Source organism: Bacillus sp. Medicinal_06 (assembly GCF_056711665.1).
Genome location: NZ_JBWYHD010000026.1, coordinates 20,555 through 30,236, shown reverse-complemented (window position 1 = coordinate 30,236; position 9,682 = coordinate 20,555). Strand labels below are relative to the sequence as shown.

Annotated in this window: 12 protein-coding genes and 1 pseudogene; 4 read left to right on the top strand and 9 right to left on the bottom strand. The window is 35.8% G+C overall.

Annotated elements, in window-relative coordinates; genetic code table 11:
• The 5 genes and pseudogenes from AC1M36_RS27320 to spoIIM form a co-directional block, all read right to left on the bottom strand.
• Window positions 1-970: pseudogene (locus tag AC1M36_RS27320) on the bottom strand (IS200/IS605 family accessory protein TnpB-related protein); the annotation flags it as partial.
• A 169-nt stretch (window positions 971-1,139) separates the two neighbouring features.
• A complete protein-coding gene (gene xerD / locus AC1M36_RS27315) occupies window positions 1,140-2,030 on the bottom strand; it encodes a site-specific tyrosine recombinase XerD (RefSeq protein WP_336454188.1) in 891 nt (296 codons plus the stop codon).
• Between the two features lie 6 nt (window positions 2,031-2,036).
• Entirely contained in the window at window positions 2,037-2,267 is a 231-nt protein-coding gene (locus AC1M36_RS27310) for a YqzK family protein (protein ID WP_174099141.1), read from the bottom strand.
• Window positions 2,268-2,371: 104 nt separating this feature from the next.
• Complete coding sequence (fur, locus tag AC1M36_RS27305) at window positions 2,372-2,827, bottom strand: ferric iron uptake transcriptional regulator (protein ID WP_336454189.1); 456 nt, start codon at window positions 2,825-2,827, stop codon at window positions 2,372-2,374.
• A gap of 108 nt (window positions 2,828-2,935) precedes the next feature.
• On the bottom strand, window positions 2,936-3,553 hold the full coding sequence (gene spoIIM / locus AC1M36_RS27300; protein WP_420792385.1) for a stage II sporulation protein M: 618 nt from the start codon (window positions 3,551-3,553) through the stop codon (window positions 2,936-2,938).
• A gap of 155 nt (window positions 3,554-3,708) precedes the next feature.
• Here spoIIM and AC1M36_RS27295 point away from each other — a divergent pair, with 155 nt between their 5' ends.
• On the top strand, window positions 3,709-4,260 hold the full coding sequence (locus tag AC1M36_RS27295; RefSeq protein WP_336454191.1) for a GNAT family N-acetyltransferase: 552 nt from the start codon (window positions 3,709-3,711) through the stop codon (window positions 4,258-4,260).
• A 22-nt stretch (window positions 4,261-4,282) separates the two neighbouring features.
• Here the strand turns inward: AC1M36_RS27295 and AC1M36_RS27290 are convergent, their stop codons facing one another.
• The gene (locus AC1M36_RS27290; protein WP_336454192.1) at window positions 4,283-4,822 is read right to left on the bottom strand and encodes an NUDIX hydrolase; all 540 of its coding nucleotides are present in this window, start codon (window positions 4,820-4,822) and stop codon (window positions 4,283-4,285) included.
• 74 nt (window positions 4,823-4,896) lie between these two features.
• Here AC1M36_RS27290 and mciZ point away from each other — a divergent pair, with 74 nt between their 5' ends.
• Entirely contained in the window at window positions 4,897-5,025 is a 129-nt protein-coding gene (gene mciZ, locus AC1M36_RS27285) for a Z-ring formation inhibitor MciZ (protein WP_336454193.1), read from the top strand.
• Window positions 5,026-5,078: 53 nt separating this feature from the next.
• A complete protein-coding gene (locus AC1M36_RS27280) occupies window positions 5,079-5,993 on the top strand; it encodes an aldo/keto reductase (RefSeq protein ID WP_336454194.1) in 915 nt (304 codons plus the stop codon).
• Between the two features lie 29 nt (window positions 5,994-6,022).
• Here AC1M36_RS27280 and AC1M36_RS27275 read toward each other — a convergent pair whose 3' ends face one another.
• The 3 genes from AC1M36_RS27275 to AC1M36_RS27265 all read right to left on the bottom strand — a co-directional run bounded on the left by AC1M36_RS27275 (window position 6,023) and on the right by AC1M36_RS27265 (window position 7,842).
• On the bottom strand, window positions 6,023-6,850 hold the full coding sequence (locus tag AC1M36_RS27275; protein ID WP_336454195.1) for an aldo/keto reductase: 828 nt from the start codon (window positions 6,848-6,850) through the stop codon (window positions 6,023-6,025).
• Window positions 6,851-6,991: 141 nt separating this feature from the next.
• Window positions 6,992-7,516 carry a GrpB family protein gene (locus tag AC1M36_RS27270; protein WP_336454196.1) on the bottom strand — a complete coding sequence of 175 codons (525 nt, stop codon included), beginning with the start codon at window positions 7,514-7,516 and terminating at the stop codon, window positions 6,992-6,994.
• A 68-nt stretch (window positions 7,517-7,584) separates the two neighbouring features.
• Window positions 7,585-7,842: a YqkE family protein gene (locus AC1M36_RS27265; RefSeq protein ID WP_336454197.1), complete on the bottom strand. Its 258-nt coding sequence runs from the start codon at window positions 7,840-7,842 to the stop codon at window positions 7,585-7,587.
• Between the two features lie 234 nt (window positions 7,843-8,076).
• Here AC1M36_RS27265 and AC1M36_RS27260 point away from each other — a divergent pair, with 234 nt between their 5' ends.
• Window positions 8,077-9,666, top strand: coding sequence for a bifunctional metallophosphatase/5'-nucleotidase (locus tag AC1M36_RS27260; protein ID WP_336454198.1), 1,590 nt, complete (start codon window positions 8,077-8,079; stop codon window positions 9,664-9,666).
• Window positions 9,667-9,682: the final 16 nt, after the last annotated feature.

The window sequence follows — 9,682 nt, the reverse complement described above, 5'->3', positions numbered from 1 at the left end:
CATCGACTAAACATTTTACAATGTAATACTCCCCGTGGTCTTCCACAGACCACGCAATCGGTTTGCCATCCTTTTTCTTATTCTTACACTGTAATTGGGTTGTGATTACTTCTTCAATCATTTCTTGCCCATACGGGAACGTAACAGCTGGAAACTGAAGTGTTTTCCCAGAACTTGTCGTCATCCACAATTCTTTTGTCTCAGGCACATACTGAAATACAAAATTGCCATGTTTGGCATCTTTCCGACCAGATAGGATCAGTTGTTTATTTCGATCACGAGAAAATAACGTTTTCCATTTGTCATGGTTCCGTACAAACTCGCGAATGGTAAATTGCGAGCGAAACAGTTTTTTACTTCCAAATACTGCGCTTGGAATATGCGTTTGATCGGATGAAAGTTTTTGCGTTAAACGGGATTGTCTGTGAGTGAGATGACCAATTTTCGCCTGAATTCTTTTGATTTGTACATCTAAGTATTGGTGTTCAAACAGATATTCATTTAGCCAAATTAAGGTGTCTTTTTTACGGGATAAGGAGATGAGGTTGTTGTGCTTTGCGAAGCGGGTGTTTTTCGGAAACGTCAGCGTCCCTTTCACACAACTTTGTTTGATTTTGCGAAGATTTGTTAGTTTTGTCCGTTCTTGTTTCAACTTTTTCTTGAGCTTCTTAAGCTTCTCTTGCGTTTGCTTCTCATATTGTTTTTGTAACGCCATTAAACCTGTAAACAACGCCTTTGCTTCTTGCGCCGCACTGTTTGCATAATAATCATTCAATTGATATTTCCGCTTGAGAACGAGATGAAGACTATCTGTATGCATCTTACGGTTCCAACGTTTTTCTCGAACCATCGTTTGAAATGCAAATCGTTTCGCTTGATTAAATGTTTCGATTGTCTCTGCCAATGCACCTACCATTTCATGCGGTACATCTATCTTGTAGATTCGTTTTGAAAAATACGCTTTCTTCACCTGTTCTCACCTCTTTTTATTTGATAAGATCATTATACAACAAAACGAACATACGCTCTACAAAAAAGAGACCTTTTCTTTAAAAAGAAAAAACCGAGAAGACCCCCACTTTCACTTCGTTTAGAAGAGGGGGTCTTCTCGGTTAAAATGATAAAAAAGAGCATAATTACTATGCTCTCGGGTGAAACTGTTTGTATACATCTTTTAATCTAGTTTTTGAAACGTGTGTATAAATTTGTGTTGTGGAAATATCAGCATGTCCAAGCATTTCTTGCACAGCACGCAAATCCGCTCCATTTTCTAATAAATGAGTTGCAAACGAATGGCGTAACGTGTGCGGCGTAAGCTCTTTTTCTATATTTGCTTCTTTTGCTAGTCGTTTTAAAATCTTCCAAAAACCTTGACGGGACAATCTGTTACCATGATGGTTTAAAAAGAGTGCATCGACGTTTTTTTTCCCCATTAGTTCCCTTCTGCCCTTTTCGATATAACGTTGAATTGCTTCTGTCGCTAAACTGCCTAGTGGGATAATTCTTTCTTTATTCCCTTTTCCGATGCAACGAACAAACCCCATGGTTAGATGAACATCCTCTAAATTTAGTGCAATTAATTCAGAAACACGAAGTCCTGTTGCATACAATAGCTCTAGCATAGCCTTATCGCGAATACCAAATGCACTTGTCGCTTTTGGCGTTTGAAGTAATGCCTCTACTTCATCTACTGACAATACTTTCGGCAATTTCCGCTCGCCTTGAGGCGTTTCAATATGTACAGATGGATCATGTTCTACTACTCTTTCACGAAGTAGAAATTGATGAAACGAACGAACAGAGGCAATGTGGCGTGCCAAAGTTTTTGAAGATTTTCCGTTCTCTTTTAAATACTGCAAAAAATTCACAATGTGTATCCTTGTCACTTCATGAAATGTTTTTATTTGCTCAACATTTTGTAAATACTTCACATAACTTTTTAAATCTCGCTCATAGGATACAACTGTATTTTTTGCTAAGCCTTTTTCCACAATCATATAATGAATAAAATCTTTTAATTGATCTTCCAATCTACACTACTCCCCATTTTCATAGAAAAAAATTATTCTATTTACAAAAGCATCTTTTTCTGGTTCCTCATTCCCTGATACTTTTTCTACTGTCTCTTCTTTTGGTTTTTCATAACGATGATAACTTTCATATTCTTCATTTATCCATAGTATAGCGAAATAAAACAAAATCGTACAACCTGTAAATAATAAAAATACTTTCATTCCATCAAAAGTTAATTTTAAAGCTCGGCGCATTGTAAATTCCTCCAAGATATATGTTATTACAACATATGCCAAGCTTTCTGCAATTTATACCTAAACTCAAATAAAAAAACCCTTCCTAGCTAAATAGGAAAAGGTTATTTTTCATCCGTTTCATTTTCTTGACAATTTTTACAAAGCCCATGGAAAGTTAAACGATGGTCTTTTACCTTAAAGCTCCAGTCTCGTTCTACTTTTTTCTCCACTTCACCAAGTAAATCCTCTTGGATTTCTTGTACAGCACCGCATTGTGTACAAATTAAATGATGATGGAAACGTTGTGCACCTTCTTGACGTAAGTCATAGCGTGAAACACCGTCTCCGAAGTTAATTTTATCAACAACTTTTAACTCAGATAATAACTCTAAAGTTCGATAGACGGTTGCTAGTCCGATCTCTGGCGACTTTTCTTTTACAAGGAGGTAAACATCTTCTGCGCTTAAATGATCTTCTTCATTTTCTAGCAGCACACGAACCGTCGCTTCACGTTGTGGTGTTAACTTATAGCTCGCTGCATGCAATTGCTTCTTAATTCGTTCAATTCTCTCTTCCATTCGGTACTACTCCCTCCTCGCCACTCTTACACCATTATATCAGAAGAAGGGCTTCTGTCAAAAGAAAAAAACAATCAAAATAAGTTGATAATTATTCTCATATAGTATTTATTTTTTATTGATAACTTCGACGACTTCTTTCATTAATACAGGTGATGCATATGCTTCAATGCTAGAAGCAATTGCTAATACAACGCCAATAGCAAGAAAGAAACAAGTGTAGCGAATTAATAACGGTAATAGTGGCTCGGTAATTTTCCGAATAAATTGATGCCTAATCATACGTAAAGAAAAACTCGCAGCAATTGTTGTCATGACAAGAAATGCTGGAATAATAATTAAATTTTGTGGCAACACAGATACAAATGCCAACAACAATCCATTCCACCCGTGCTGACTGACTAAAAAACCTACTGTAAATCCAACAACCACTCCTTTTAAAAATAATAAAATAAAAATAAGTGGCAATCCAATAATTGAAACTCCTAACAACCAAATAAATCCAATGTATTTTAATTGTGAAAAGAAACTTTCTCGAAACATGTCGCTGGCAATTGCGAATTCTCCTTTGGAAACTTGTCCAAAAAATCGCCTCAAATAAAAAGATAAATCTTGTTTTTGACTCACCTCTAGACTATTTACAAGAATGGCTCCAAACACTACACCCATCAATAACAAAACACAATTAAATATATAAAGCGAAGAATTCTCTTGTATATGAGAAATTACACGATTTTGCCAAGTTTTTCGTAACATTTTTTCTTCCCTCCGTTCACACTCTTATTAAAATGTATGAAAGAAAGAAAAAAGTATGATTAATTAAGATTGAAATTCCGCCCCACTTTGCTAAACTTAAAAGTAGAGAATAGGAGGGATTTTGCTTGAAACCATTATTATTAGATTTTCCAACATTATTTCAAACTGAGCGCTTGCAAGTACGCAAACCATTTCCAGGTGATGGAACAGAGGTATATGAAGCAGTTCAAGCTTCTTTAGAAGACTTACAGCCATGGATATCAATTACATCCGCGACAGAAGAAAATGCTGAAGAAACCGTTCGAGAAGCTCACGGGCAATTTTTACTTCGTGAAACATTGGCTTTTCATTTATATGATAAAATATCTGGTACATTTATCGGTGCTCTTACCCTTCATCCAGAAGACTGGGATATTCCAAAGTTTTCAATTCGTTTCTGGTTACATAGCGCTTATACAAAACAAGGCTATATGACAGAAGCAGTGAAAGGTGCTGTCCAGTTTGCTTTTGATAAACTTGGCGCAAGACGACTTGAAATTCGTTGCGATGCTACAAATGTAAATGCATGTGCTTTAGCAGAACGACTGGAATTTATTTTAGAAGGTACACTAGAAAACGATTTTCTTGCTCCAGATGGCAGCTTACGTGACACACGTGTATATGCCAAAATCAACTAAAACACTCGCCTAAGGCGAGTGTTTATTTTTGTAATTGCAAGTATTGTACAGCGAACATTGTCTTTGCATCATGGATACGCTGATTTTTCATAAGTTCAATGGCTTCTTCTAAGGAAACCTCCATCAATTCCACAAATTCATCTTCATCTAAAGCTGCTTTATTTTCTTTTTTCTTTAATCCTGTTGCTTTGTATACATATAATATCTCATCAGCAAAACCTGGTGATGTATAAAAAGATGTGATGAATTCCATTTTGTCACATACATATCCTGTTTCTTCTTCTAGTTCACGAATCGCTGTTACCTCTGGTTTTTCTCCAGGCTCTAATTTTCCAGCAGGAATTTCAACAATCTCTTTTTCAAGCGCCTTACGGTACTGCTCAACAAGTACGATTTTCTCTTCATTTGTAACTGCGATAATAGCAACAGCCCCAGGATGATTTACAATTTCACGTTTACTCACTTCTCCATTTGGCAATACTACATCATCAACACGAACTTTAATAACTTTCCCATCAAAAATTGGTTCAGTTGCAACTGTTCTCTCTGCAAGATTACTCACAATATTTCATCTCCCTATTCTATTTCCTAATTGTTCTTCATACATTTTACCACACTGAAAGGAGCGTGATAAAAATGAAAGTATATATTTTACCAAATCGCGTCACATTAGTCGGAAAAGCTTGGCAAATCCGGCATAAGCTAAAACAATATGGAAAAGAATACACAACCGTCAAAGAATGGATTACAGCAAACAAGAAGTAAACGTTTGTCAACCTTCTACTGCTTTCGTACAATTAAAGTAAGGAGGCTGACCTATGAAAAAACGTCAATTAGGAAACTCAGATTTGTATATTACTGAAATGGGACTTGGCTGTATGTCTCTTGGCACAGAAGAAAACCAAGCCATTCGCATCATTCATGAAGCGATTGATTTAGGAATTAACTTTTTGGATACAGCAGATTTATACAATTATGGATTAAATGAAGAATTTGTTGGAAAAGCTCTTAAGGGGAAACGCGATCAAATTGTTCTAACAACGAAAGTAGGAAACCGCTGGACCGAAGAAAAAAATGGATGGTCTTGGGACCCTTCTAAAGCTTATATAAAGACAGAGGTAAAAGAAAGTTTACGCCGCCTGCAAACAGATTATATTGATTTATATCAACTTCACGGCGGGACAATAGAAGATCCTATCGATGAAACAATCGAAGCGTTTGAAGAATTAAAAGAAGAAGGTATCATTCGACAGTACGGAATTTCTTCTATTCGTCCGAATGTGATTCGGGAATATGCAAAACGTTCTAACATTGTTAGCGTATTAATGGAGTACAGTCTATTAAATCGTAGACCCGAAGAATGGTTTTCATTCTTACAAGACAATCAAATTAGCGTAATTGCTCGCGGACCACTCGCGAAAGGATTATTAACTGACAGTAATGAAAGAAAAGTAGAAAAAGTGAAAGAAAAAGATTATCTTTCTTATTCTTATAACGAATTAACAAAAACTTTAGCTGCTGTAAAAGAGATTACAAACATTTATTCATTAACTGAAACAGCTATTCAATATTGTTTACATGACCCCGTTGTTGCCGCTGTTATTCCAGGTGCTAGTTCTATTCAGCAATTACGAGAGAATGTACAAGCTACAATTCCATCTTCATTAACAACCGAAGAATATAAACAAATTCAAGCAATTGTTAAATATGATACATACACATTACACCGCTAAAAAACGCTACCATTTTCGGTAGCGTTTTTTTATAACGTATCGTATTTATCTGGGTTTGTTCCAACGTGCAAATTACGATCCAATGTGTCAATTTGCTTAATCTCTTCTTCTGTTAATGAAAAATCAAAGATCGTAAAGTTTTCTTGAATGCGAGATGGTGTAACAGATTTAGGAATTGTTACAATACCACTTTGAATATCCCAGCGTAAAATAATTTGAGCAGGCGTTTTTTCATACTTTTTAGCAATCTCTTGAATAATTGGATGCTGAAATACTTCGCCACCTCTCATCAACGGGCTCCATGCTTCCATTTGAATTTGTTCCTTTTCACAAAAATCACGTAATCCAAACTGCGCAAGCATCGGATGAAGTTCTACTTGGTTCACCATCGGTTTTACATTACAATTTGGCAGGAGCTGTTCTAAATGGTGCTGATGAAAATTCGAAACGCCAATTGCACGCACTTTTCCTTCCTCATATAGTTTCTCAAGAGCGCGATATGTATCTATATATTTCCCTCTTATTGGCCAATGAATTAAATATAAATCCACGTAATCCATTTGTAATTTCTTTAAACTTTTCTCAAATGCTTGAAGTGTCGTTTCATATCCTTGATCGTCATTCCATACTTTTGTCGTAATAAATAATTCTTCACGCGCAATTCCTGATTCACGAATCGCTTCTCCGACACCGCTTTCATTTTCATATACAGTCGCTGTATCAATAGAGCGATACCCAACTTCTAAAGCCGTTTTTACCGCTTGTTTTACTTCTTCTCCTTCTTTTGCTTTATATACACCTAAACCAAGCATCGGCATTTTCACGCCATTATGAAGTGTAGTTGTTGAAATATACATGATTACTACTCCTCCTTCTCTTCTCCTGCAAATTTTCTAGCAGGTGTCATCATATTTTTATAACCACCATTTTATTTGAACAAGATTTACGAAAAAAGTCAAAATATATACAGTTAACATAATATTTTTATTTCAATAAACTTACTTACTTGTGCTATTCTCTAACCATTCTTTTGCTTTCTCATCAATATTACGAACAAAATCCGTCTTTCCTTCTGTATATTGCTCTCCATTATATGTAAACTTTTCTGCCAAGTCTTTCTTTAATGACGCGTAAGATTCTGCCTCTTCACAATGTGCCATCATATAATCACGAAATGCTAAATGACGTGTAATTTCCGAATTTCCTGTTTCAAACACATGTAAATGATACGAACGTTTTTCTTCGGTTCCATGAATAAAAAAACGCCGGCCTGCAATCCCATTTTCCCCTTTTACAATATAACCAAGTTCTTCAAAACGCTCGTTCCAATTGTCTACTCTCTCAATATCTTCTACTTCCATAATCATATCAACAATTGGTTTTGCTGCGAGTCCTGGCACTGATGTGCTACCAATATGATGTACTTTCACAGGCTCTGGCATCGCTTCCTTTAAACGTTTTTCTTCTATTTGAAATTTCTCAATCCAGTGATTTTCATATGGCACTACTACTATTTTTCTCATCCCATTTCCCCTTTTCCCCTCAAATCGTTAAAAAAATCATCAGGGTAATTCCACTGATGATTTTTTCATTATTTAAAGTCTTTCCAAGTGAGGTTACTTTCACTTAATAGTTCTTCAAACGATTTATTCTTTTCGCGTTCTTTTTGTTCCTTACGCTTTCTCTCTTGCTCTTCTATTTCTTTTTGCTCCGCTCTTACTTGTAATTCTTTCTTCTTACTTTTCAATTGATCCATTAAAGACGCATTTAATTGATCACCAATTGTAATTGATTCCTTATCTGTCTGATTCATTTGCGTTTGTCTTTGCATTTTTTTCTTTTTCTTCATGACTTGCTCACCTTTTACTTTTTTCTCCATTATAGAGGAAATGACTCTCTCTCGACAATAAAAACGGATAATTCACTTTTGATTTTTCTATTATGTATATTTTGTGAAGATGTAAATAAAAAGATAAAATTTTATTAATCTTTATAATAAATAGAATTTTTTGTAGCAATAACTCTCTTAATCTATTAAAATTATGTCGTATGATGTCAGATTATAAAAAGGGAGAGAAAACATATGTGGAAAAAAGTCATTCCGGTTACCCTAGCATTAAGTACAATTACTTTTTCAAGTGTATTTGCTGCACCTCCATCTCAGGCACCCACAGAACAAAATCGCTACATAAACGTACAGATGCTCGGTATTAACGATTTTCACGGTCAACTAGACACTGTAAAAAAGATTAACAATAAAGAAGCAGGAGGGGCTGAGTACTTAGCTGCTTATTTACGAGATCGTGAGAAACAAAATCCGAACACACTAATGGTTCATGCTGGTGATATCGCCGGAGCAAGTCCTCCAGTTTCAGCACTCCTGCAAGACGAACCAACAATTGAATTTTTAAATGATTTAGGATTTGATGTTGGAACTATTGGAAACCATGAATTTGACGAAGGTATTAACGAAATGAATCGCCTTATTTACGGTGGATATCACGAAAAAACAGGAAATTTTAAAGGAGCAAATTTCCCTTATGTGGCTGCCAATTTCTACAACAAATCAACTGGCCGTTTATTTCTACCACCATTTACTGTAAAAATGGTAGAAGGAGTTCCTGTTGGTTTTATCGGGGTTGTAACAACAGATACACCTAATGTTGTTATGCCTACTATGCTTAAAAATGTACAAATTACAGATGAAGTAGAAGCAATTAATAAATCTGCACAACAACTGAAAAGACTAGGTGTCAAATCAATCGTTGTTCTTGCACACGTCGGCGGTACAACCGATGATACTGGTGTAACAAATGGGGATCTCGTTCGCCTAGCAAATGATACTGATCCAGAAGTCGATGTCATTTTCGGTGGTCATAGTCACACTTATGTAAATGGAACTATTAATAACAAACTTGTTGTACAAGCAAATTCTTATGGAATGGCTTTTGCCGATGTCGATGTAAAGATTGATCGTAAAACGCAAGATATTGTAGAGAAAAAAGCGGAAGTTGTAACAACCTATCACGAAAATATAAAGCCTGATCAACAAGTAAAGAAGAAAATCGATCAGTATCAAGAAAAAATTGCCCCTCTTGTCAATGAAGTTGTTGGAAAATCGACTGCGCCGCTAGATCGTAAACAAAATGCTGCTGGAGAATCCACTCTTGGAAATTTAATTGCGGACGCTCAGCGTGCAACGATGCAATCACAAATTGCTCTCATGAATCCTGGTGGCATTCGTAATGATTTAGATACTGGCGATATTACATGGGGAGAGTTATACGGGATTCAGCCATTTGGAAATCAGTTGATAAAGGTTAATTTAACTGGCCAAGACATTCGAGATATTTTAAATCAGCAATGGCAAAAAGATAAAACGAGAATGCTTCAAATCTCAGGTATTCAGTATACTTGGGATGCCACTAAACCAGATGGTGACAAGGTTACAAATATTCATTTAACAAGCGGTGAAGAACTGATTGCCACTAAAACTTATAGCGTTGTTGCAAATGCCTTTCTCGCTTCAGGGGGAGACGGATTTATATCCTTTAAAAATGGGAAAGATGCTGAAACAGGACCAAATGATTTTGAAGCGTTAGTAGATTATGTAAAACAAGTGAAAGAACCGATTCAACCTATTATCGATGGGCGAATTCAAAGAGTGAACTAAACTTTATCATTCACAA

What these genes read in the sequence shown, in the direction of transcription:
- AC1M36_RS27310 (WP_174099141.1), bottom strand. Translation starts at nt 2,267, where the DNA reads ATGCGCCGAGCTTTAAAATTAACTTTTGATGGAATGAAAGTATTTTTA.
- fur (WP_336454189.1), bottom strand. Translation starts at nt 2,827, where the DNA reads ATGGAAGAGAGAATTGAACGAATTAAGAAGCAATTGCATGCAGCGAGC.
- mciZ (WP_336454193.1), top strand. Translation starts at nt 4,897, where the DNA reads ATGAAAGTATATATTTTACCAAATCGCGTCACATTAGTCGGAAAAGCT.
- AC1M36_RS27280 (WP_336454194.1), top strand. Translation starts at nt 5,079, where the DNA reads ATGAAAAAACGTCAATTAGGAAACTCAGATTTGTATATTACTGAAATG.
- AC1M36_RS27275 (WP_336454195.1), bottom strand. Translation starts at nt 6,850, where the DNA reads ATGTATATTTCAACAACTACACTTCATAATGGCGTGAAAATGCCGATG.
- AC1M36_RS27270 (WP_336454196.1), bottom strand. Translation starts at nt 7,516, where the DNA reads ATGAGAAAAATAGTAGTAGTGCCATATGAAAATCACTGGATTGAGAAA.
- AC1M36_RS27265 (WP_336454197.1), bottom strand. Translation starts at nt 7,842, where the DNA reads ATGAAGAAAAAGAAAAAAATGCAAAGACAAACGCAAATGAATCAGACA.
- AC1M36_RS27260 (WP_336454198.1), top strand. Translation starts at nt 8,077, where the DNA reads ATGTGGAAAAAAGTCATTCCGGTTACCCTAGCATTAAGTACAATTACT.